We start from the raw sequence: 21,677 nt of genomic DNA on the forward strand, positions 1-21,677 counted from the left end.
CGCTTACGCCGAAGCGCCGCCGCGCTCAGCGAGCGCCCTTGCCGGTCAGCACGACGGCCACCGTCTCCAGCATGATCAGCAGATCAAGGAAGAGGGAGTGGTTCTTGACGTAGTACAGGTCGTACTGCAGCTTCTCGACCGAGTCTTCGATGGTCGAGCCGTACTCATAGCGCACCTGGGCCCAACCCGTGACGCCCGGCTTCACGCTGTGGCGCACCGCGTAATAGGGGATCTTGCTGATCAGCTCGTCGACGAAGAACTGGCGCTCCGGGCGCGGGCCGACCATGCTCATCTCGCCCCACAGCACATTGAAGAGCTGGGGCAGTTCGTCGATGCGAACCTTGCGGATGAAACGCCCGACGCGTGTCACGCGGTCGTCGTTCTTGGTGGCCCAGCGCGGCTTGCCGTCCTTTTCCGCATCGGTGCGCATGCTGCGGAACTTGATGACGTTGAAAGGCACACCATTGAGCCCCACACGTTCCTGACGGTAAAGCATCGGCCCACGCGATTCGAAGCGGATGGCCAAGGCCGTGATGAGCATGATGGGCCAGGTCACCGCCAGAATCAGCGCGGCGAAGATGATGTCGCACACGCGCTTGATCGCCGCGCGCAACATGCCCTGGCTGAAGCCGTCACCAAACACCAGCCAACCGGCATTGACATGCTTGATGTTGATCTGGGCCAGTGTCTTCTCGAAGTGGGTGGCGATATCCACCACGCGCACCCCGGACAGCTTGCAATCCAGCAGCTGGCGCAACGGCATGCTGCCGCCGCGGCGCTCGCTCAGGGCCACGACGATCTCGTCGACGTTGTGCTTGAGCGCAGCCTCGGTCAGGTTGGCGCCGTCATTGATGATCTCGGCGCGCGGCACTTCGGGCTGATCTTCGTTGGGCCCGGCGTAGAAACCGACGATCTGCGCATGTGGATCGGAGGCTCGCAAGGTGTTGCCAACGGTACGGGCCGCGATGCCGGTGCCAAAGATCAAGATGCGGCTGCGCATGCGCGCCTGAGCACCGGAGTGGGCCGCATAGACACGGTGCACCATGACTGCGGCGACCGCACTCATGGCGACCAAGGTCAGCATGTCGCGGTGGCTGGTGTTCGAAGGCACCAAGCTGAAGATGGCATAGGCCAGCGGCAGGCCAAACAGCAGCCCGAACAGGGCCCGGGCGCAGGACTCTGTGATGGAGCGGTTGTGGACGTGCTGGTAGAAACCCGTCGCCGAATTGATCACAAACATGCAACCGGCCAGTGACAGACCGTGCGACGCCGCGAATGGCAGCACCATCTGCGCTGACTCACCTTGGCTGAGCACGACCGCAATGACGGCAAAAACTATCAGGCCAAGATCGAAGAAGACCTGAAGCAAGGTCTGCCTGTGCAGGTAATGGTTGAATATTCGAATCATTTGCATCCCCGATCATTACTACCTGGCGTTTCCGCATTTGCAATTCGGTCAATGAAACTCGAATCAATATCGATATCTCATTCACCCTAGCGCGGTGATCGCCTGCCGTATCGCCACCTTGATGGCAAACTCAACAGCGCAGACCTCCTCGGAGACCGCCCGGCCGGCTCTGAATGCCCCTTTGGCTAGACGCCGCAACGGACATATCCGACCAACCCTTGATCGCGCCGGCATCATGCCTCTGGCCCCCTGGCTTGAAAGCCCCCCGTTTAGAGGGTGCTTGACCCTTGAATCCGTGTCGTGTCGCAGACCGTGGGGCCTCCCAAAGCGCTCACTTTCACAACGGGCGGCAGTAGAACCGAAAGCGCACGACAACTCCATGACAGGGCAGGCGCCAGCTTCCGCAAAACGTGCGAATTGCACAGGCATCGCATTGAAATCGAACGAAGCCCCGCTTATGTGCCTCTACCGCGCCGCAGATCAGTTTTCAAGCAAAGCGAATAATGCCCGACTATTTTTCTCGGCAGTATTCACAATCGGCAGGACGGCCTGTCGCTGCATGTGCCGCTTTGTCGTCCTGGAATTGACCCATCCCAATTTCGGGCTTGCCAGGCAGCCAAGTGCCGAAGAGCGGCCTGGCCATGAAAAACGCCCGCCGAGGCGGGCGTTCTGGACGTGAAACCGAATCAGCGCACGACGGCGAGCTGCTCGCGCGCACCACCCTTGTAGGTGTAGAGCGTCAGGGCGCCGTTCTTGATGTCGCCCTTCTCGTCGAAGGCGATGGTGCCGGTCACACCCTTGTAGCCGGCCGTCTTGGCCAGCACAGGCAGGTACTTGGCCGGATCAGCCGAACCGGCCTTGACCATGGCGGCAGCCATCACGTTGACGGCGTCATAGACGTAAGGCGCGTAGATCTGCACATCGACGTTGAACTTAGCCTTGAACTTGGCCTTGAAGTCGTCCATCGACTTCTTGGCTTCGCCTTCGACACCACCGGCTTCGGCGCAGACGACCTGGCCGTCGCCCATGGTGCCAGCGGCCAGCTTGGGCAGTTCGCCCGAGCAGATGCCGTCGCCGCCCATGAACTTGGCTTCGATGCCGAGTTGCTTCATCTGGCGCAGCATCGGGCCGGCCACGGCGTCCATGCCGCCGAAGAAGACGACGTCGGGCTTCTTGCCCTTCAAGGAGGTCAGGATGGCGGTGAAGTCCGTGGCCTTGTCGTTGGTGAATTCGCGACCGACGACCTTGCCGCCGGCGCCCTTGACGCCCTTTTCGAACTCGTCGGCGACGCCTTGGCCGTAGGCCGTGCGGTCATCGATGACAGCAATGGACTTGCCTTTCAAGTCCTTGGCGGCGTAGCGGCCCAGCGTGCCACCCAGGTGCACGTCGTCAGCCACGACGCGGAAGGTCGTCTTGTAGCCATTGCGGGTGAACTTGGGGTTGGTGGCCGACGGCGAGATCTGGGGAATGCCAGCGTCGCTGTAGACCTTGGAGGCCGGGATGGAAGTGCCGGAGTTCAAGTGACCCACGACCCCGTTGACCTTGGAGTCAACCAGCTTCTGGGCAGCAGCGGTGCCTTGCTTCGGATCGCCGGCATCGTCTTCAGCCAGCAACTCGAACTTGGCCTTCTTGCCGCCGATCATGACGCCCTTGGCGTTCAGGTCTTCGATGGCGAGGCGCGCACCCAGTTCGTTGTCCTTGCCCAGGTGGGCGATCGCGCCGCTGGTCGGTGCGACGTGGCCGATCTTGACGATCAGGTCCTGCGACATGGCAGCGCCGCTGAGCAGTGCTGCGACTGCACCCACCACGATATTCAACTTGATTTGCATGGATCAACTCCAGTTTGAAAGAGAGAGGAACAACAGAGAACCGTTGATTTTTCAACCAATTGAACATACCCCAAATCCGGGGGGCTCTCATTCGGGAAAGCGTGGACGCAGCGTTGTCAACCCGCTGCGGAGAAATGGTCCAGCTTGGCTCCCGACTGCTGGTAGACGCGATAGCGCGCACGCCCGGCTTGAACGCGCTCGGGGGCCTGTCCGATGACCTCCAACACGCGTTCAAATGCAAGCGCATCCGAAGGCATGTCATCGCGCAGGTTCAACAGCAATCCACGGTGTGGCAGACGCGCCGCGTCATCAACCAAGAGGACCTCGCCCGGCGCGGGCGCCGTGGCGCCGTCCCAACGCCGATGCGGGATGAACTCCGCCGCGTCGAAGCTCCACAGCAACTCGTCTAGACGAGTTGCTTGCGCCGCATCCACACAGACACCCACCGGCTTGCCCGACGCGAGAGCGCGACGGATCAAGCGGCAGGCAAAATGCAGTGGGTCCGCCGCGTCGCTGTAGAAACTGACGTGCAGGGTCACTTACTTCGCGTGGCTCAGCACGAAGTGCGTCAACAGGCCCACCGGCCGGCCAGTCGAGCCCTTGGCGGCGCCACCCTTCCAGGCGGTACCGGCGATGTCGAGATGGCCCCAGCGGTACTTGCTGGTGAAACGCTGCAGGAACTTGGCTGCCGTGATCGAGCCGCCCGCGCGGCCGGCGATGTTGGGCACGTCGGCAAAGTTGCTCTTCAGGCCTTCAGCGTACTCATCGTCCAGCGGCATGCGCCAGCACGGGTCCAGGGCCGCGTCGCCCGCTGCGGTCAGCGAGGCAGCGAGTTCGTCATCGCTGGCGTACATGCCGCTGCGCACGCCGCCCAGCGCGATGACGCAGGCGCCCGTCAGTGTCGCCACGTCCACCACGACCGCGGGCTTGAAGCGCTCCGCATAGGTCAGCGCATCGCACAGGATGAGCCGGCCTTCCGCGTCGGTGTTCAGGATCTCGATAGTCTGGCCGGACATCGACGTGACGACGTCGCCTGGCTTGATCGCGCGGCCGCTGGGCATGTTCTCGCAGGCAGCGACGATCATGACGAGATTCAGCTTCGGGCGGAGTTCGGCGACCGCGCGCAGCGTGCCGATGACGCTGGCCGCGCCGCCCATGTCGAACTTCATCTCGTCCATCTCGGCACCGGGCTTGAGCGAGATACCGCCGGTGTCGAAGGTGATGCCCTTGCCCACCAGCACGACGGGCGCCACCGTCTTGGCCGCGCCTTCATAGCGGGCGACGATGAAACGCAGCGGCTCGTCCGACCCTTGAGCGACGGACAGGAAGCTGCCCATGCCGAGTTTCTCGACGGCCTTCTTGTCCAGTACCTCGACCTTCAGCCCATGGGCCTTGCCGAGGCCCTGCACGACTTCGCCGAGATAGGTCGGCGTCGCGAAATTGGCCGGGCGGTTGGCGCATTCCCGCGCCAGTTCAACGCCGGCGGCAATGGCTTCACCACGAGCCAGGCCGGCCTTGGCCGCCTTGAGGTCAGCCTTGCCGACCAGCAGGGCCAGCCTGGTCAGCTTGGGGGCTGCCGGCGCGCTGGGCTTGGTGTGTCGGTAGACATAAACCGCATCCGTGGCGGCGAGGGCCGTCTGCTCGGCCAGCGATTCGACGAGGCCGGCATCGAAACCCACAAACGCCACGGCCGCGCTGACCACGCCACGCGGCTTGATCTGGGCGAGACCGGCCGCCAGTGCGGCCCGGGCGGCAGCCAGCGTCGTCTTGCCGCTGGCAACGAGGACGAGGCGGGGCGCCTTCACGCCTTCGGCCTGCGTCAGCGTGAGCGCCTGGCCAGCTTTCATCGTGAAGTCGCCGAGCTTGATTGCGGCCTGCGCATGACGGGCAACCACTGCATCCAGGCCCTTGGGCAGCGCCTCGCCGCCGAGCACGACGACCAGGGCGTCGGCACCGGCGCCCGCGAGCCCATCGAGCTCAGCGGTTTGAATCTTGAAGTCCATAATGACCAGAAGTAGGTAGAAGTGCTTTTGATGTTATTCGATTCATCCACGCGATCCGAGCTGGCCAAGAGCTTCGGCGTCACGCTGGTGGTCATCCTGACCATCATGTTGACGTCGACGCTGATCCGAACGCTGGGCCAGGCTGCGGGGGGCAATGTGGCGCCGCAGGACGTCGTGCTGCTGATGGGCTACGCGACCATCGCCCACCTCGCGACCATGCTCATCCTGTCGCTGTTCGTTGCCGTCGTCATCACGCTCAGCCGCTCCTATCGCGAGTCGGAAATGACGATCTGGTTTGCCAGCGGCGTGCCGCTGTCGCGCTTCGTGCGGCCGGTGCTGCGCATGGCCTGGCCGGTGCTGCTCGGCGTCATCGTGCTCGAACTCCTGGTCTGGCCCTGGGGCAACCAGAACAGCGCCGAATTGCGGGACCGTTATCAGAAGCGCGGCGACCTTTCGCGCGTGGCGCCGGGCCAGTTCCAGACATCGCGCGACGGCAGCCGCGTCTTCTTCATCGAACGCGACGGCGACAACGCCGCGACCGGCCGCAATGTCTTCATCCTCGCCAATCAGAACGAACGTGAGTCGGTGACGACCTCAGCCCGCGGCCATCTCGAGATGGAGGGCGACGACCGCTTCCTCGTGCTGGATCACGGCCAGCGCAACGAGAGCCAGCTCAAGACCGGTGAGAAAAGCCTGGCGCGCTTCGAACAGTACAAGGTGATGACCGACCCGCAGGTGCTGGCCAATGCCAACCAGCTGCCGCCCAAGGCCATGGCCACGTTGGACCTGCTGCGCCTGCCCACGCCCAAGAACCAGGGCGAGCTGGCCTGGCGCTTCGGCATGATCCTCGCAGGCTTCAACATGGCCCTGCTCGGCGTCGGCCTGTCCGCATCCAACCCGCGCCGCGCGAGCAACTGGAATCTGCTGTTTGCGCTGCTGGCCTTCGTCATCTACTTCAATCTCATCAACCTGTCGCAGTCCTGGGTGGGCAACGGTCGCATCAGCCTGCCCCGCGGCCTGCTGACCGTGCATGGCAGTGCCCTGTTCCTGGCCCTGGCCGTCATCTGGCTGCGCGACAACGCCAACCGCTTCTGCCTGCGACGCCGTCGCAGCGGCGAGGTGGCCGCATGAGGACGGTTCGCCGCCTGCTCTACAAGGACATCGCCGGCTCCGTGCTGCTCGTCGCACTGGCCTTCCTGTCGCTGTTCTTCTTCATCGACTTCGTCGACGAGGTCGAGCGCATGACCCGCGTCGGCGCGGGCGCGGGCAAGGCCGCCGTGCTCGCCGCGATGGAGTTGCCTGGCCATTTCTACGAGCTGTTTCCCATCGCCGTACTGATCGGCGCCATCGTCGCCCTGGCCCGACTGGCGCAAAGCAGCGAGTTCACCATCCTGCGCACCGGTGGCCTCGGTCCCGCACGGGCCCTGGCCCTGCTGGCCGGCTTGGCCGCCGCGTTCGCGGCGCTCACCTTCTTCGTCGGCGACTATGTGGCGCCGCGCTTCGAACGCGAGGGCGACGAGATGCGCGCCCGCTTCATGCACGACAGCAACCCGGCCAAGCGCGGCGCCTGGCTGAAGGACCACCAGACTATCGACGGCCAGGAGCGCAGCTATTCGGTCAAAGTCGGGCGCGTTGGCGGCGGCGGCGAACTGGAGGAGGTGCGCATTTTCGAGTTCGACGCCGAAGGCCGGCTGATGTCGCGCACTGAAGCGGAAAGGGTCGACGTCGACGCCAAGGGTATGTGGCATCTGCAGGCGGTCAAGCGCACGGTCTGGAACCCAGGCACGGCGACGGCCAGCGGCAGCGTCGGCGACGTCGTCATCAGCGAGCAACAGTTCGACAAGCTCGACTGGCAGAGTTCCCTGCACGCTGGCGTCATCGCTGCGGCCGTGCTGCCGGCCATGTCGATGTCGACGCTGGAGCTCTACCGCTACACCAAGCATCTGTCGGCCCAGGAACAGTCGGCCCAGGCGCACAACATCCAGTTCTGGCGCAAGGCCTTCTATCCGTTTGCCTGCTTTGTCATGGTGGCGCTGGCCCTGCCCTTTGCCTACCTGCATGGGCGCTCGGGCGGCATCAGCATCAAGGTGTTCGGCGGCATCATGCTGGGCATCAGCTTCGTGCTGCTGAACAACGTGACCGGCCATCTGGGCCTGCTGAAGAACTGGACGCCCTGGGTCGTCGCGGCAACGCCCAGCCTGCTTTATCTCGGGCTGTCGATGGCGGCGTTCACCTGGCTTGTCCGCTACCGCTGATGGAAGGCCTGCTGCTTTTCGCCCATGGCGCCCGCGACCCGGCCTGGGCACGGCCCTTCGAGACCATTGCCGAGCGGCTGCGCGCCGCACGCCCCGGCACGCCGTTGGCGATGGCCTATCTGGAGTTCATGTCGCCCGGCATCGAGGAGGCGGCCGAGCAACTCGCCACGGCAGGTTGCTCGCGCGTGCATGTGCTGCCGCTCTTCCTCGGCACCGGCGGCCATGTGCGCCGTGACATACCGCCCCTGCTCGACCGCTTGCGCGAGCGCCACGGCGACGCCATTCAATGGCTGCTCCATGCGCCGCTGGGTGAACAGGAAGCCGTGCTCAACGCCATCAGCCTGGCCTGCCTGGCAATACTCGAATGAACCTGCATCAATTCCGCTTCGTCCAGGAAGCGGCCCGCCGCAACCTCAACCTCACCGAGACAGCCAAGGCGCTGTTCACTTCGCAGCCAGGGGTGTCCAAGGCCATCCTCGAACTCGAGGAGGAACTGGGCGTGGACATCTTCTCGCGCCACGGCAAGCGGCTGCGCCGCATCACCGAGCCCGGCCAGCAGGTGCTGGCCTGCATCGAAATCATCCTGCGCGAGGTCGGCAACCTCAAGCGCATCGGCGAGGAGTATTCGCGCCAAGACAGCGGCACCTTCTCCATCGCGACGACCCACACCCAGGCCCGCTACGTGCTGCCCGCGCCGGTGGCCCAGCTGCGCAAGAACCTGCCGCAGCTGCGCATCAGCCTGCACCAGGGCAGCCCGGACCAGGTCGCCAAGATGCTGCTGGACGAGACCGCCGACCTCGGGCTGGCCACCGAATCCCTGGCCCAGTACCCCGAACTCGTCACCCTGCCCTGCTATGAGTGGCAGCACGTCATGGTCGTGCCGCGCGATCATCCGCTGGCCAGCGTCGAGCGCGTCAGCCTGGAACAGCTCGCTGGCGAGCCGCTGGTGTCCTACCACCCCAGCTTCACGGGCCGCACCCGCGTCGACAAGGCCTTCGCCGCGCGTCATCTGACACCCAATGTCGTGCTGGAGGCCATCGACTCCGACGTCATCAAGACCTATGTGCGCCTGGGCATGGGCGTGGGCATCGTGGCCGAAATGGCCATGCGCGAGGAGCCCGCCAACAGCGACCTGGTCGCGCGGCCACTGGGCACGCTGCTGGGCAGCAACGTGACGCGCATCGCCTTCAAGCGCGGCGCCTATCTGCGCAACTACGTGTACGCCTTTGCCGAACTGCTGTCCGAACGACTGTCACGCAAGCTCATCGAGAAGGCCATGAACGGCGACTCGACCGACTTCGGCATCTGAGTTGGGACCGAGAACAGGCCCTGCGGCCTGTTTGACGCCCAACGATGGACTGCAAGCATGCAAGCTGGCAGTCATGAGGCCTCAGGACTCCCGGCCGAAGCTGGAGTCGATCGGCAGCATCAGGTCCACCTCCTCACCGCGCAGGCCGGCCTCGAAGAGATCGCGCGCCACGCTGTAGAGGGTCAGCAGATCGCGGTAGGCGGGCAGCTCGAAGCTCGGCACGCCCGGGCCGCCTCCGCGAGCGAGCAGGTCCTGCAGCATCTGCAAAGCGGTGCCCGGGTCGGCCCAGACGACCTGCAGATGCGCGATGACGCTGGGGCTGGCATCCAGGCTGCGGCCACGCGCCAGGCTCTGCGACCACTGTGGCGCCAGCACCCGAAAGCGCTGCTCGAACTGCTTGACGAGCTCGGCAAACACCTCGGGCTCGCCGCGCTGCTGGCAAAGCTCCATCAGCATCAGATAGGGCATGGCGCCGGCATTGCCACGCGCCAGCCGCGTGGCCAGCAGGTCGGCCGCCGCTTCTTGCTGGCCGAGCAGCTGCAGGAAATCGACCTGTTGCTGCAGGTCCAGCAGCTCGTCCGCCACGGTCAGCTCGTTGGACAGGACCGGTGCGGCCGCGGCCTGCACCGGCAAGGGCTGGGTCGCCTGCATCGATGCGGGCAGCGCGGCCGACGGCGGCGATGCAATGGGCGCCGGTGGCCACGCCATGGGCCTGGGCTGGGGCCGTGTGACCTGGTGCTGGCCTTCGTCCGGCAGGGCCGCAGCGTGGCCCACGACAGGCGGCGCCATGCCCGGCGAGTGCAGCGGCACCGCGGGCAGGCCGGCCCCTTCAGCTGCGTGCAGGGCGCGCCAATAGGCTAGCTCGCGGCGTGCGCGCTGGTCGCGCCAACGGCTGAGATAGAAAGCTGCCGATCCGGCCAGCAGGCTCAACCCCAGCGTCAGCAGCCAGGTCATCGGGTCTCGATAGGGCGAGGCACGTGCGCTGTGCACCGCCGCGAGCGGCGGCGGCACAGCTGGCGCGGAGGCAGGCGGTATTGCCGCCGCCGAGGCCGCGGCGGCTTCGGCTTGCAGCCGCGCCTCCAGGTCGGCGCGCAGCTGGGCCACGGTCTGCTCCAACTGAGCGATCTGGGCTTCCAGCTCCGGCGTGAGCTCCATCTCGGCCGCGCTGGCGGCAGGTTGGACGGGCCGCGGCGCTTCGGCCACCAGCACCTCAGGCCGTTCCAGCACGAGGCGCGGACCACTGGCGCGCGGCTTGAGGCGCGGCTTCTGCCGAACTACCGGGGCGGGCGCTGGCGCGGCCTCGCCCAGCACGGTCGGCGGCGAAGCGGCCACGGGCGCCATGACAGGCGCAGGCGGCGCGGGCACCGCGGCAGCGCCGGCCGCCGGGTCGACGAAGGCATTGAACTCGCGCGTCAGCCGCAGCGGGCAGCCCAGGGCCAGTGTGATGCGCAGGGCCGGCTCGTCGATGCGTGCCAGGCTCTGCAGGCGAATGCGTTGCTGGCCGGGTTCACCCTCGACACGCATCTGTAACAGGCCCGCCGGCACCCGCGCGTCGCCCGCGGAGACCTCGGCGCGCACGCAGGAATCGGTCAGTCGTTCACCATCCGCCAGCGTCAGCGGGATGCTGGCATCCAGCGGTTTTCCAAGCGCCGAATGGATTTGCGGCCGTCCCAAACCCAGAGCCTGGGCGTCTGGCGCCAGGCCGAGCAGCAGTGCCAAAGTAGGTGTGAGTGCGCCCAGCAAGGTCGGGCGCAAGGCCGTGAAGGGCATTGACTGCGGGTGGCTAGCTATCGGTTGAACGAGAGGGTGGAGACAGCGCGGATCACTCTAGCATGGGGGCCCTTCGCCAACGGCGCCATTCCCAGGGAACCGCGGGCGGCACAATGCCCCCAGACCATGAACGCACTCAGCCTCACTCCCGCCGAACGCCAGCAGATCGATCAGGGCGCCTGGTTCTCCAAGCTCTCCGAGACGCTGCGCAACGACATCCTGCAGCGCGCCTTCGTGCGCCGCCTGCCCGACGAGACCATGCTGTCCCACCGCGGCGAGCCCGCCGAGGAGTGGTCGGCCGTGGCCAAGGGCGCCGTGCGCGTCAGCTCGGTATCCCTGGCCGGCAAGCAGATCTCGCTGACCTATGTCGAGCCGGGCACATGGTTTGGCGACATCGCCCTCTTCGACGGCCTGCCCCGCACCCACGACGCCTATGCGCACGGCGAGACGACGCTGCTGTGCGTGCGCAAGTCCGACTTCCGCGCGCTGTTGCAGGCCCACTCCGAGCTCTACGACGCGCTGCTGCGGCTGAACTGCCGTCGGCTGCGGCTGATGTTCGACATGATCGAGGACCTCAACACGCGGCCGCTGGCCGCCCGCCTGGCCAAGCAGGTGCTGCTGCTGGCGCGCTCGTATGGCGTGCAGGAGGGCGACGAGATCCGCATCGGGTTGCAACTGGCCCAGGAAGACCTAGCCCAATTGCTCGGCGCCTCGCGCCAGCGCGTCAATCAGGAACTGAAGGCTTTCGAGCGCGAGGGCGCAGTGCGCGTCGAGCCGACCCGGCTGGTGGTGCTCAGCCGCGACAAGCTGTTGGCTGCGGCGTCACGCTGAGGCCCCTCGCCCAGCGTGGCCCGCTGGACGCGGCCAGTCCGGTCGGTCCCCCGCGGGGACGGCGATGCTTGCGGCATCGAGCCGCAAGCACATCGCCAGAGCGGGCCGGCTTGGGAGCGGCCCGGCGCTCGGCCCGCGGGGACGGATGACGCTGCCGAGACATGGCATGCCGCGGCGCCGCAGCACAATCGCCCGCATGGAAGCATTCACCGGCACCCGTCCCCTTGCCCAAGCCCTGGACACCACGGCTCTCGAAGCCTGGCTTGCCGCGCATGTCGAAGGCTTTGTCGGGCCGCTGGCTATCGAGCAGTTCAAGGGCGGCCAGTCCAACCCGACGTACCTGCTGAAAACGCCGGGCGCGCAATACGTGATGCGCAGCAAGCCCGCCCCCGTAGCCAAGCTGCTGCCGTCGGCGCATGCCATCGAGCGTGAGTTCCAGGTCATGGGCGCTCTTGCCGGCACCGACGTGCCCGTGCCCGCCATGTTCGCCTTGTGCGAGGACGAGGCCGTCATCGGCCGCGCCTTCTACGTCATGTCCTTCATGCCCGGCCGCGTGCTGTGGGACCAGAGCCTGCCCGGCATGAGCAATGCCGAGCGCGCCGCCCATTACGACGAGATGAACCGCGTCATCGCGGCCCTGCACCAGGTGGACTTCAAGGCCGTGGGCCTCGCGGCGTACGGCAAGGCGGGCAACTACTTCGAGCGCCAGATCGGCCGCTGGAGCAAGCAATACCTCGCTTCCGTCACCGAGCCCAACCCGGCGATGGATTCGCTGCTGGCCTGGCTGCCGGCCCACATCCCGGCTTCGGCCCGCGACGAGAGCGAGGTGGCCATCGTCCATGGTGACTACCGCATGGACAACGTCGTCTTCCACCCGACCGAGCCCCGCGTCATCGCGGTGCTGGACTGGGAGCTGTCCACGCTCGGCCATCCGCTGGCTGACTTCAGCTACCACTGCATGAGCTGGCACATCAAGACCTCGGGCGCCGCCCGCGGCCTGGGTGGCAAGAACCTCGTCGAGCTGGGCATCCCGAGCGAGCGCGAGTATGTGCAGCGCTACTGCGAGCGCACCGGCCGCGCCGACGTCGGCACCGTCATGGCCGACTGGAACTTCTACATGGCCTACAACATGTTCCGCATCGCGGCCATCGTGCAGGGCATCGCCAAGCGCGTGGTGGACGGCACCGCCTCCAGCGAGCAGGCGAGGGAAACCGCCAAGGGCGCCAAGCCGCTCGCCGAGCTGGCCTGGAGCTTCGCTCAGAAAGCGTGAGCCCCTCGCCCAGTTTCGCAGCGCTGAACGCGCGCGAACCTGGTCGGTCCCCCTGGGGGACGGCGATGCTCGCCGGATTGACCGGCAAGCACATCGCCATGGCGGGCCGGCTCGGGAGCGGCCCAGCGCTCGACCCGCAACTCGTGCGCCTCAGGTCACATCCCCCGGACGCGTCGAAGGCGTCCAGGCGATGGACGTCGTCGTCGGCCAGGCCCCGCTGTCCGACAGCCGCCCGTTCACGCGCTGTGCCTCACGCGCTGCGACTTCCAGCAGCTTCACCAGGGCCTGCACCTTGGGCAGGTCGGCCTCGCTCATCTCGGTGCGCAGGTAGAGGTTGCCGCGCATCGCCATCAGCACGAAGGGATGGCCTTCAGGCAGCAGGTCCTGGCTGGCCTGAACCAGGGCTTCGCTGAGTTCGCCCTCGATCCACGCGCCGGTCAGATCCTTGGTCACGCCGACGATCCCATAGCGTTGGCGCAGCATCTGCGAGGCGGCGTTGTTGAACTTGGGGAACATCACCAGCCAGCGCATCTCTTCCGGTGTGTCGGTGTCGACGCGAGTCTTGAGCGTGTCGGTGTAGGCCTCGAAGACGGCCCGCTCCAGGTTCTCCATCAGCGCCCGGCACAGCACCATCATCTGCAGGTCATGGTGCAGGCCCATCTCACAGCGCATGCGCAGCTCAAAGCCGGGCAGATAGCTGCGCTGTGATACCCCCCATTCGATGCGCAGTGGCCCCGGCGCGGCTTTGGGTTGCTCGACCTGGAAGCCCAGGCCGTCCCGCGTCTGCGTGAACTCGGCCCCGCGCGCCTCGGCCCAGTCCTCGATCGGACGCCAGCGCGCTGCGTTGGCGCGCGTCACGAGCCAGTGCTTGACTTGCTTTACCACCATGAGTCGTGAGGAAGTCTGAAAATGGGGCCTGCTTGCTAGGCGCACCGCATGGAGGCGACGAATGATTGAAGTGTATTCATGGCCCACGCCCAACGGCCACAAGGTGCACATCATGCTAGAGGAGTGCCGCCTCGCCTACCGGGTGCATCCCGTGGACATCGGTGCCGGTGAGCAGTTCGCACCCAGCTTCCTCGCCATCAGCCCCAACAACAAGATCCCCGCGATCACCGACGCCGACGGCCCTGACGGCCAGCCCATCTCGCTGTTCGAGAGCGGCGCCATCCTGCTGTACCTGGCTGGCAAGACGGGCAAGCTCCTGCCGGCCGACGTGCGTGGCAAATACGAGGTGCTGCAGTGGCTGATGTTCCAGATGGGCGGCGTTGGCCCCATGCTGGGCCAGGCGCATCACTTCCGCATCTACGCGCCCGAAAAGATCGACTACGCCATCGACCGCTACACCCATGAGGCCCAGCGCCTGTACAGCGTCATCAACAAGCGCCTGGCCCATGCCACCTATCTTGGCGGGCCGGACTACAGCATCGCCGACATCGCCGTCTTCCCATGGCTGCGCTCCTGGAAGAACCAGGGCGTGGAGATGGGCGACTACCCGCATCTGAAGGGCTGGTTCGACGAGATCGCCAAGCGCCCCGCCGTGCAGCGTGGCGTGGAGGTGCTGGCCGGTGCGCGCAAGCCGCTGACCGACGAGAAGGCGCGCGAGGCGCTGTTCGGCAAGCGGCAGCTGGAGCAGCGCTGAAGCCCGGCGTCAGACGGGCACCAGGCGCAGCTCGCGATGTGCGGGCGGCAGCCCTTGCGTGGCAAGGATCAAGGGCTCGCCAGCGGTGAAGGCCGGCGGCGCATAGGCCGCAGATCCACCGACATCCGCCAGCGCATGGGCCGCGGGCTGCTGAGCAAATGCCAGCACGTCGGGCGCCCCGAGGCCCAGGGAAACCTCAGCCATGGTCGGCTCGGCAAACACCTGCAATTCGACCGGCGGCCGGGGCAGGTGCATGCCGAACCGCCCCTCCGCGTCACTCGCGCCCTCGTGCACGCGGCCGTCGCCATCGATCAACCTGACGCGCGCCCAGGCGGCGGGCGCACCGTCAGCCTGCCAGGCAAGGACGCCATAGACGCTGGCCATGTCCGGCGGTGGACGCCGGGTCGGCGCGCCATGGAGGTTGACCCGCACCACGCGCGTGGCACCCAGGGCCGTGGTGCTCACGATCTGGCCCATCGGCCGGCCGGGCAGCGGCCAAGGCAGGCTCAGCGGCTGGAAGCGCTGCAAGTCGTCGCGCACGAGCACATCGGCATAGGCCGGCACTTGCGGCTGGCGCCAATGCTCGGCCAGATCCGGCCAGAGGTGCAGGCCGGAAGCTGTGGCGACCGATCGCCCCAGCAGCTTGCCGCCGTGGCGCAACACCAGGCAGCAGCGCAGGCCGGTCGTGATGTGGTCGCCGCTGGCCGCATCAAAAAATGCCAGCACGTCGCCCACCGGCAGCAGAAGTTCATCCGGTGGCGGCCTGAGCAGCGTCGTCGCGACCATCGGCCCATACTAGGAAGGGACCGGCGCCGCGGTCACCCTGATTGTTAGGGGGCCGCCAGTTCAGGGCCGCACGCCAGGCGGCTGCATCGCCATGCCGGCCGAGCGGCGCGCGAGATAGACCTCCAGCGCCAGCAGCTCGGCGCTGTCCCAGTCCCACACCATCGCGCGCACGCCGCTCAGGCAGCCGCGCAGGCGGCGCTGCAGGCTGCCCAGGGACTGCCACTCCAGGCGGTAGACCGGGTAGTCGTCGACATGGGCCTGCGGGATCAGGCTGCCGCCCAGGCGCAGGCCCGCGCGCTCGTCATGGCACTGGGCGCAGGACAGGTTCAAGGCGCCGATGCGGGTCGTGTAGATCTGCTGGCCGCGCCTGGCCGCGGCATCAAGGTCCGGGCCGCGCGGCGGCGCCAGCGACATGCCGCGCGACTGCTGCGCGACGAGAGCCGTGAGCGCCAGCAAGGACTCGGCCTCGGGAGCCCAGGGCGCTTGCTGCTGATGGCGCACGCGGCAGCGCTGGATGCGACCGGGCAGGTCGACGAGACCCTGGTCAAAGGCGGGATAGCGGGTCGCCGCGCCGCGCAGCCTGCCGGGCTCGCCGTGGCAGCTTGCGCAGGACTTGCTGCCCTGGCTCCAGAGCTCAGCACCCAAGGCCAGTGCCAGTTGGGCGGGATGCTGGGCGCCGTCGGCCTGCAGCGTGCGCAGGGCCGGGCTCATGGTGTCGCGGCCGGAGCGACGCTCGTCGGCGTTGGCTGCGAGCGCGACGCATAGCAGCAGCCAGGCCGTTTTCATGCGAGGTTCAATGGGCGCGTTTCGCGATGCTCGAAGCCGTTGTCGCCGCGCCAGAGAAAGCTCAGCTCGCCGGACTTGTCGGCACGCAGCCAGAAGGCCAGGTAGGGATTGGCCGAGATGGCCGCGAACAGGTCGGCGGCGAAGACCAACTCGCCGTCCAGCCGGCATTCGAAGCGGCGTACCAGGTCGCGAGCCAGGCGGTCGCCTTCGTCGCTGCTGCGGTAACCCGTCTCCATGCTGTGGGCGACCGTGGCACGAACCTCGAAGGCTTCGCCCGCCCGGATGGCTGCAGGCAGCGTGATGACGGCTCGCGTGACCATCAGGGTTCCACGCAGGCCGCAAGCGTCACGATGACGTCCACGCCCGACTGCCAGCAGCGCCCGTCGGCCGCCTTGGCCACGGCGACGATGCGCTGGCTGCGTGCCAGCCGCATGCGGGCGCTGAACTCGGGCTTGCCGCTGTTGGCACCGAAGGCCGCATGCACGACCTCGGGCTCCGGGTTCAGCGGCGTGAACAACGCCAACCCCACGACGGCTTCGCTGGCCGCCACGCGCACCGGCACGGCGTTGCCGTTCTCGACCAACTCGGCGATCTCGAGCTTCAGCGATCCGGGCTCGGGATCGCGCCCCGCCCAGGCGCGGATGGCGGCGCGCATGGCTTCGTCGGAGGCGCGCGCCTCGGGCAGCAGCGCGAGCACTGCGGCAGCCAGCGTGAACTCGCGTCGCTTCATTTCGCCAGCGTGCCGAGGTAGGCCACGATGTCGTCGAGCTGCTGCTCGGTCAGCGCCGCCCTGCCCGCCCAGGCTGGTGCAACGTCGCGCAGGCCCTCGGTCGAACGGAACGGCGGCATGACGGTGGCCGGGTGGAAGCGGCGCATGTCGGCAATGCGATCGCGCAGGCCCTTGGCACTGAGCCGCGCCGCGATGGCATCCAGCGGCGGCGCGAGATTGCCCTGGTTCGCGTCACCCGCCACGTTCAGCGCGTGGCACAGCAGGCACAGGCTCTGCGTGCGGTCGGCCACCAGCGCGCGGCCGCGTTGCGCATCACCCGGCTCGGCATGTGCCGCAGCCACCAGCAGCAGGGCGAGCCAGGCGCGCATCAGGCCAGCTGGTTCTTCAACGGCAGGTCGCGGATGCGCATGCCCGTCGCCGCGAAGATCGCATTGAGCACGGCCGGCGCGGCCACCGCAATCGTCGGCTCGCCGACGCCGCCCCAGAAGCCGCCCGAGGGCATGACGATGGTCTCGACGGCCGGCATGTGCGCCATCTTCAACACAGGATAGGTGTCGAAGTTCTGCTGTTCGACGCGGCCGTCCTTGATGGTGATCTCGCCGAACAGAGCCGCCGACAGGCCATAGACGAAGCTGCCCTCGACCTGGGCCGCGATCTGCTGCGGGTTGACGGCATGGCCGGGGTCGGTGGCGGCGACGATGCGGTGGATCTTCAGCTCGCCGCGCTTGGAGACCGACACCTCGGCGCAGGCCGCCACATAGCTGCCAAAGCCCATGATCTGCGCCAGGCCCAGATATCTTCCCTTCGCTCGTGGCTTGCCCCAGCCGGCCTTGGCCGCCACGGCGTTCAGCACGGCCAGATGCTTGGGCGAGTTGGCCAGCAGCTCGCGGCGCAGCTCCAGCGGGTCGCGCTTGGCGGCATGGGCCACCTCGTCGATGAAGCACTCCAGATAGATCGCGTTCTGGTTCAGGTTCACGCCGCGCCAGAAGCCCGGCGGCACGGTCGGGTTGCGCATCGCATGGTCGATGAGCAGGTTCGGCACCGCATAGCCGAGCGCGCCTTCCGCGCCGCCCGCGCTCAGCCCCTGGAAGACGACCGGGTCCTTCCCGTCCTTGATGTTCTGCGGAAAGATGCCGGCGATGATGCTCTGCCCCGAGATGCGCATGTGCAGGGCCGTCAGCCTGCCCGCCGCGTCCAGGCCGGCCGTCAGCTTGCACTGCGTGACCGGGTGGTAGCGGCCATGCATCATGTCCTCCTCGCGGCTCCAGATCAGCTTGACCGGCGTGCCAGGGAGCGCCTTGGCGATGGCCACGGTCTGGCGCACCCAGTCGTGCACGGCGCCGCGCCGGCCGAAGCCGCCACCCAGGTGCAGCTTGTAGACCTCGCAGGCCGAGGGCGGCAGGCCCGACGATTCAGCGGCAGCGGCCAGCGCGGCCTCGCCATTCTGTGTCGGGGTCCAGACCTCGCAACGCTCCGGCGTCCACTTGGCCGTGGCGTTCATGACCTCCATCGTCGCGTGGTTCTGGTGCGGGTAGCTGTAGACGGCCTCGACCGTGCGGGCCGCGGTCGCCAATGCAGCCTTCGCATCACCCAGACTGCTGCCGACGGCAGCCTCGGCGGCGTCCAGTGCGGCCTTCAGCGTGGCGGCCGTGTCGGCGCTGTTCTGCGAGCCATTGACGCCCTCGTCCCAGACGATGGGCAAGGCGTCCAGCGCCGTCTTGGCCCGCCACCAGGTGTCGGCCACGACGGCCACCGCCGAGTCACCCACCTTGACGACCTTCTTCACGCCGGGCCGCCCCTCGATGGCCGCCGCGTCGAAGCTCTTGAGCTTGCCGCCGAACACCGGGCAGTCCTTGATGGCCGCGTTCAGCATGCCGGGCAGCTGCAAATCCATGCCGTAGACCTGCGAGCCGTCGAGCTTGGGGCGGGTGTCCAGCCGCTTCATCGGCCGCCCGGCCAGCGTCCAGTCCTTGGCCGGCTTGAGCTGGATGTCGGCCGGCGCGGCCAGCTTGGCGGCTTCGGCTGCGAGCGAGCCATAGCTCAGTTTCTTGCCGGCGTGGGTCACCCAGCCCGAGGCCGTCGCGCATTCGACGACCGCCACCTTCCACTGGTTGGCCGCCGCCTGGATCAGCAGCGCCCGTGCCAGCGCCCCGCCCTTGCGCACGTACTCGTGCGACTCGCGAACGCCGCGGCTGCCGCCGGTGCTCATGCTGCCCCAGGCGCGGTTGCGCGCCAGGTTCTGGCCGGGGGTCGGGTACTCGGTCTTCACCTTGGCCCAATCGCACTCCAACTCCTCGGCGACGAGCTGGGCCAGGCCGGTCAATGTGCCCTGCCCCATCTCCGAGCGCGCGATGCGGATGACGACGCTCTCGTCCGGCAGGATCTGCACCCAGGCGTTCAGCTCGGGCGTGGTTTCAGACTCGGCAAGGCCTGGCACATGGAAGCCCACCATCAGCCCGCCGGCGGCGGCGCTCGTGGTGTGCAGGAAAGACCTGCGAGAAAGCACGGCACTCACGCTTGACCCCCTTCGATGACGATGGGAATCTGCTTGCGCTGCACCTGGCCAGCAGCCAGGTGGATGGCGGCGCGCACGCGGTTGTAGGTGCCGCAGCGGCAGATGTTGGTCATGGCCGCGTCAATGTCGGCGTCGGTCGGCTTGGGCTTGGCCTTCAGCAGCGCCGCCGCGGCCATCAGCATGCCGCTCTGGCAGAAGCCGCACTGCGGCACGTCCAACGCGTCCCAGGCCTTCTGCAGCGGGTGGCTTGCATTAGGCGCCAGGCCCTCGATGGTGGTGATCTTCTGCGCCACGGTCAGCGCCGAGGCCGGCATCACGCAGCTGCGCACCGGAGCGCCGTCGATATGCACCGTGCACGCACCGCACTGCGCCACGCCGCAGCCGTATTTGGTGCCCGTAAGGCTGAGTTGCTCACGCAGCACCCACAACAGCGGCGTGTCGGCCTCCGCCTCGAACTGCACCCGCTTGCCGTTGACCGTCAACTCCGCCATGCCGTTGCTCCCGTTCCTGCCACCACTTGCGGCGCGCGAGAGGCTAGCAGGGTCGGCGGCGGCGTGCCACTGCGGGCGTCCTCAAGCGGGCTCGGCGATGCGGTAACCAACGCCGGGCTCGGTCAGCAGCACGCAGGGCTCGGCCGGCTCGACCTCCAGCTTGGCGCGCAACTGGCCCATGTAGAGACGCAGATAGTGGGTCTGCTCGGTCGCGTCGGCGCCCCAGACGTCGGCCAGCAGGCGCCGGTGGGTGACGACCTGGCCGGCCTGGCGCACCAGGCGGGCCAGCAGCTTGAACTCGGTCGGCGTCAGCCGCACGTCGGCACCGTTGCGACGAACGCGGTGGGCGGCGAGATCGACCTCCAGCCCCGCGCGTCGGTACATCGTGACGGCAGGCTGGGCGACGGTGCCACGGTGACGCAGGGCCACCCGCAGCCGCGCCAGCAGCTCGCCAATGCCGAAGGGCTTGACGAGGTAGTCGTCGGCGCCGGCGTCCAGCAGGCGGATCTTCTGGCCCTCGACCTGGCGGGCCGAGATGACGATGAGCGGCGTCGAGCGCTCGCGCCGCAGCGCCTGCAGCAATTCCTCGCCGTCGCCGTCGGGCAGGCCGAGGTCGAGCAGCACGGCGTCGAGATGGCCGGCGTGGGCGAGCTGGGCCATCGCGTCGGCCAGGCTGGCAGCGGTCAGCACCTCGTAGCCTTCGACGACCAGGGCCTCGCGCAAGGTCACGCGCAATTCACGGTCGTCTTCGACAAGCAGCAGCTTCATGCGGCCGCCTCAGGCGGTTCGGGCGCGTCGCGCAGCGGCAGGCGCAGTTCGAAGCTGCAACCGCCGTGGCCACGCGGGCGCAGGCTCAGGGCCCCGTCGTGCGCCTCGGCGATCGCGCGGCACAGGGCCAGGCCCACGCCCGAGCCCGGCGGACGTTGAGAAAAGGCGGCCAGGTCGCCGCGCTGGAAGGCGTCGAAAACGCGCTCGCGCCAGGCGGGGTCGATACCGGGGCCGCGGTCGCGCACGGCAAACATCACTTCCGCGCCAAGGCGGCGCACGACGAGTTCGACGGCAGCGTCAAGCGGGCTGTATTTCAGGGCGTTGTCGATGAGGTTGTCCAGCAGCTGCGACATCAGGGCCGCATCACACCACAGCAGCGGCAGCGCCGGTTCGATACGCGCCTTCACGCGTTCACCGTCGGGCCGGCGGCGCACGCGGCGCAGGGCCGCACCAACGATCTCCTCGGCCGACTCCCAGTCGCAGCGCAGCGCCACGCCGGGCGCGCCCAGCCGTGCAAGCTGCAGGGTGTTGTCGGTCAGGCGCACGAGGCGGGAGGTCTCGTCGACGATGCGGCTGGCCAGCTCGCTGCGTTGCGCCGTCGTCAGCCGGTCCCCCTGGGTCTGCAGGGCCGAAGCCGAACCCATGATGGTGGCCAGCGGCGTGCGGTAGTCATGCGAGATGGCAGCCAGCATGGCGTTGCGGGTGGACTGGGTCTCGGCCAGTTCGGCCGATTGCCGGGCCTCATCCTGCACCCGGCGGCGCTGCAGGGCCAGGCCCATCTGGTCGCACAGGGCCTGGGCGTGGGCAAGCTGGTCCGCGGCCAAGGCCTCGTTGCCCAGGCCGCGCAGCGTGACGGCACCGAGCGCCGCGTCGCGACCGCGCAGCGGCAGGTAGAGGTCCGGCTCCTGGGCGTGATGGTCGGTACCGGGGCCCAGCGCCCGGCCGCCATCGGCGCACAGCTGCAGGCCGGCCAGCGCATTCGCATCGGGCTCGCCGACGACGATGTCCTGCGCGCCGGGCGACGGCCGCAGCAGCGCCGCCGTGGCCAGGCCGGTGTTGCCGGCCAGCGCCTGCAACAGTTCGTGGACATGGACCTCGGGAAGGTCGGCGTCACGCATCAGGTCGCCGAACTCGCGCAATGCGCGCTCGAGCTGCGCAGCGCGCTGGGCAGCCTGCAGGCCCTGCCAGGCCAGGCGCAGCCGCCAGCCCGCCCAGGCCAGGCCCATCAGCGAGCCGACGGCGATCCAGGGCAGGAATTGGACAACGGGACGAGGAATCATGAGG

Annotated in this window: 22 protein-coding genes; 7 read left to right on the plus strand and 15 right to left on the minus strand. The window is 67.7% G+C overall.

From position 1 onward, the window contains the following. Window positions 1-25: 25 nt before the first annotated feature. The 4 genes from ASC95_RS22890 to ASC95_RS22905 all read right to left on the minus strand — a co-directional run bounded on the left by ASC95_RS22890 (window position 26) and on the right by ASC95_RS22905 (window position 5,240). Window positions 26-1,408 (minus strand): TIGR03013 family XrtA/PEP-CTERM system glycosyltransferase, encoded by a 1,383-nt coding sequence (locus ASC95_RS22890; protein WP_057299987.1) that lies wholly within the window; start codon window positions 1,406-1,408, stop codon window positions 26-28. A 686-nt stretch (window positions 1,409-2,094) separates the two neighbouring features. Next, window positions 2,095-3,237, minus strand: coding sequence for a branched-chain amino acid ABC transporter substrate-binding protein (locus tag ASC95_RS22895; RefSeq protein WP_057299988.1), 1,143 nt, complete (start codon window positions 3,235-3,237; stop codon window positions 2,095-2,097). Window positions 3,238-3,353: 116 nt separating this feature from the next. Continuing rightward, window positions 3,354-3,776, minus strand: coding sequence for a DNA polymerase III subunit chi (locus tag ASC95_RS22900; protein WP_057299989.1), 423 nt, complete (start codon window positions 3,774-3,776; stop codon window positions 3,354-3,356). Beyond that, window positions 3,777-5,240, minus strand: a complete 1,464-nt coding sequence (locus ASC95_RS22905; protein WP_057299990.1) for a leucyl aminopeptidase — start codon at window positions 5,238-5,240, stop codon at window positions 3,777-3,779. It lies immediately after the preceding gene. A gap of 30 nt (window positions 5,241-5,270) precedes the next feature. Between ASC95_RS22905 and lptF the strand changes: the two genes are divergently transcribed. The 4 genes from lptF to ASC95_RS22925 are packed head-to-tail and all read left to right on the plus strand — an operon-like array spanning window position 5,271 to window position 8,804. Continuing rightward, the gene (gene lptF, locus ASC95_RS22910; protein WP_057299991.1) at window positions 5,271-6,371 is read left to right on the plus strand and encodes an LPS export ABC transporter permease LptF; all 1,101 of its coding nucleotides are present in this window, start codon (window positions 5,271-5,273) and stop codon (window positions 6,369-6,371) included. Beyond that, window positions 6,368-7,495 (plus strand): LPS export ABC transporter permease LptG, encoded by a 1,128-nt coding sequence (gene lptG / locus ASC95_RS22915; protein ID WP_057299992.1) that lies wholly within the window; start codon window positions 6,368-6,370, stop codon window positions 7,493-7,495. Before lptF ends, lptG begins: the two co-directional genes overlap by 4 nt. Beyond that, window positions 7,495-7,863, plus strand: coding sequence for a sirohydrochlorin chelatase (locus tag ASC95_RS22920; RefSeq protein ID WP_057299993.1), 369 nt, complete (start codon window positions 7,495-7,497; stop codon window positions 7,861-7,863). The genes lptG and ASC95_RS22920 overlap by 1 nt, the downstream gene beginning before the upstream one ends. Further along, complete coding sequence (locus ASC95_RS22925; protein WP_057299994.1) at window positions 7,860-8,804, plus strand: CysB family HTH-type transcriptional regulator; 945 nt, start codon at window positions 7,860-7,862, stop codon at window positions 8,802-8,804. Before ASC95_RS22920 ends, ASC95_RS22925 begins: the two co-directional genes overlap by 4 nt. Window positions 8,805-8,885: 81 nt before the next feature. On the opposite strand, the gene ASC95_RS22930 is transcribed toward ASC95_RS22925, so the two are convergent. Further along, window positions 8,886-10,559 carry a FimV family protein gene (locus tag ASC95_RS22930; RefSeq protein ID WP_235538018.1) on the minus strand — a complete coding sequence of 558 codons (1,674 nt, stop codon included), beginning with the start codon at window positions 10,557-10,559 and terminating at the stop codon, window positions 8,886-8,888. Between the two features lie 141 nt (window positions 10,560-10,700). Here ASC95_RS22930 and ASC95_RS22935 point away from each other — a divergent pair, with 141 nt between their 5' ends. Beyond that, window positions 10,701-11,405: a Crp/Fnr family transcriptional regulator gene (locus ASC95_RS22935; RefSeq protein WP_057299996.1), complete on the plus strand. Its 705-nt coding sequence runs from the start codon at window positions 10,701-10,703 to the stop codon at window positions 11,403-11,405. 196 nt (window positions 11,406-11,601) lie between these two features. Next, window positions 11,602-12,675: a phosphotransferase gene (locus tag ASC95_RS22940; RefSeq protein ID WP_369820633.1), complete on the plus strand. Its 1,074-nt coding sequence runs from the start codon at window positions 11,602-11,604 to the stop codon at window positions 12,673-12,675. A 150-nt stretch (window positions 12,676-12,825) separates the two neighbouring features. Here the strand turns inward: ASC95_RS22940 and ASC95_RS22945 are convergent, their stop codons facing one another. Then, entirely contained in the window at window positions 12,826-13,563 is a 738-nt protein-coding gene (locus ASC95_RS22945) for a hypothetical protein (RefSeq protein ID WP_057299997.1), read from the minus strand. A 61-nt stretch (window positions 13,564-13,624) separates the two neighbouring features. On the opposite strand from ASC95_RS22945, the gene ASC95_RS22950 reads away from it, so the two are divergent. Then, entirely contained in the window at window positions 13,625-14,317 is a 693-nt protein-coding gene (locus tag ASC95_RS22950; protein ID WP_057299998.1) for a glutathione binding-like protein, read from the plus strand. Window positions 14,318-14,326: 9 nt separating this feature from the next. Here the strand turns inward: ASC95_RS22950 and ASC95_RS22955 are convergent, their stop codons facing one another. From ASC95_RS22955 to ASC95_RS22995, 9 genes are all read right to left on the minus strand, one after another. Continuing rightward, window positions 14,327-15,103 (minus strand): carboxypeptidase regulatory-like domain-containing protein, encoded by a 777-nt coding sequence (locus ASC95_RS22955; RefSeq protein WP_057299999.1) that lies wholly within the window; start codon window positions 15,101-15,103, stop codon window positions 14,327-14,329. 60 nt (window positions 15,104-15,163) lie between these two features. Beyond that, a complete protein-coding gene (soxA, locus tag ASC95_RS22960) occupies window positions 15,164-15,889 on the minus strand; it encodes a sulfur oxidation c-type cytochrome SoxA (RefSeq protein WP_057300000.1) in 726 nt (241 codons plus the stop codon). Further along, window positions 15,886-16,209: a thiosulfate oxidation carrier complex protein SoxZ gene (locus tag ASC95_RS22965; protein WP_057300001.1), complete on the minus strand. Its 324-nt coding sequence runs from the start codon at window positions 16,207-16,209 to the stop codon at window positions 15,886-15,888. Before ASC95_RS22965 ends, soxA begins: the two co-directional genes overlap by 4 nt. Further along, window positions 16,209-16,619, minus strand: a complete 411-nt coding sequence (locus ASC95_RS22970) for a thiosulfate oxidation carrier protein SoxY (protein WP_057300002.1) — start codon at window positions 16,617-16,619, stop codon at window positions 16,209-16,211. The genes ASC95_RS22965 and ASC95_RS22970 overlap by 1 nt, the downstream gene beginning before the upstream one ends. Continuing rightward, window positions 16,616-16,987 (minus strand): sulfur oxidation c-type cytochrome SoxX, encoded by a 372-nt coding sequence (gene soxX / locus ASC95_RS22975; protein ID WP_057300003.1) that lies wholly within the window; start codon window positions 16,985-16,987, stop codon window positions 16,616-16,618. Before soxX ends, ASC95_RS22970 begins: the two co-directional genes overlap by 4 nt. After that, entirely contained in the window at window positions 16,987-19,134 is a 2,148-nt protein-coding gene (locus tag ASC95_RS22980; protein WP_057300004.1) for a xanthine dehydrogenase family protein molybdopterin-binding subunit, read from the minus strand. The genes soxX and ASC95_RS22980 overlap by 1 nt, the downstream gene beginning before the upstream one ends. Beyond that, entirely contained in the window at window positions 19,131-19,625 is a 495-nt protein-coding gene (locus tag ASC95_RS22985) for a (2Fe-2S)-binding protein (protein ID WP_057300005.1), read from the minus strand. The genes ASC95_RS22980 and ASC95_RS22985 overlap by 4 nt, the downstream gene beginning before the upstream one ends. Window positions 19,626-19,706: 81 nt before the next feature. Beyond that, window positions 19,707-20,393: a response regulator gene (locus ASC95_RS22990; protein WP_057300006.1), complete on the minus strand. Its 687-nt coding sequence runs from the start codon at window positions 20,391-20,393 to the stop codon at window positions 19,707-19,709. Continuing rightward, a complete protein-coding gene (locus ASC95_RS22995; RefSeq protein ID WP_057300007.1) occupies window positions 20,390-21,673 on the minus strand; it encodes a sensor histidine kinase KdpD in 1,284 nt (427 codons plus the stop codon). Before ASC95_RS22995 ends, ASC95_RS22990 begins: the two co-directional genes overlap by 4 nt. Window positions 21,674-21,677: the final 4 nt, after the last annotated feature.

It is taken from the genome of Pelomonas sp. Root1217 (genome assembly GCF_001425705.1).
Taxonomy (GTDB): domain Bacteria; phylum Pseudomonadota; class Gammaproteobacteria; order Burkholderiales; family Burkholderiaceae_C; genus Pelomonas.